The sequence below is a fragment of the Acinetobacter sp. ANC_7634 genome (assembly GCF_056779875.1).
This window is the reverse complement of record NZ_JBWYIT010000029.1, coordinates 1-806: the sequence shown is the minus strand read 5'-3', so window position 1 is coordinate 806 and position 806 is coordinate 1. Positions and strand designations below refer to the sequence as shown.

2 protein-coding genes are annotated in these 806 nt (G+C 47.5%); both read right to left on the bottom strand.

What is annotated here, in order from left to right; translation table 11 throughout:
• Positions 1–415 (bottom strand): thiolase family protein (locus tag AC1M9A_RS14375; protein ID WP_481610486.1); only part of this gene is annotated, 415 nt, incomplete at its 3' end.
• Positions 416–438: 23 nt separating this feature from the next.
• Positions 439–806: CoA-transferase (locus AC1M9A_RS14370; protein WP_481610485.1), on the bottom strand; the 368-nt coding region annotated here is incomplete at its 5' end.

Sequence of the window (806 nt, the reverse complement as noted above, 5' to 3'; positions counted from 1 at the left end):
TTTGACTACGACCAAATGCACTCTCAGATTTACCCATCACAAATGGTGCACGTGACATGGATTCAACACCACCTGCCACAATCACGTCAGCCTCACCAGCTTTAATGGCACGCGCGGCCATTGCTACGGTATCGAGTGATGAACCACATAAACGGTTGACTGTGGTTGCAGGTACTGTATAAGGGATACCTGCTAAAAGCGCCGACATACGACCGACGTTACGATTATCTTCACCGGCTTGGTTGGCACAGCCAAATAAAACGTCATCGACGACATTCCAATCCACAGAAGGGTTACGTTCCATTAAGGCTTTTAATGGCACTGCACCTAAATCATCCGCACGGACAGGGGCTAAACCACCGGCATAACGACCAAAAGGCGTACGGATGGCATCAATGATGTATGCGTTTTTCATAGTGTAAGATCCTAAAACTAGTCTTAAGCCTGAGTGGCATCAATGAGTTTGGCACCCGTCATCGATTGAAGCTCTTCAAAAGATAAGCCTTCAACTTTCTCAATGACTTTCATGCCATCTGCCGTCACATCAATCACACAAAGGTCCGTATAAATGCGGTCCACACATTTCAAACCTGTCGCAGGATAAGTCAGCTCAGCAACGATTTTAGGTTCGCCTTTTTTCGTCACATGATCGGTGGTAATAAAGACTTTCTTCGCACCCACGGCTAAGTCCATTGCACCACCCACAGCAGGGATCGCATCAGGTGCACCGGTATGCCAGTTTGCAAGATCACCATTTTCAGCGACTTGGAAAGCACCCAAGACTGCGATGTCTAAATGACCACCAC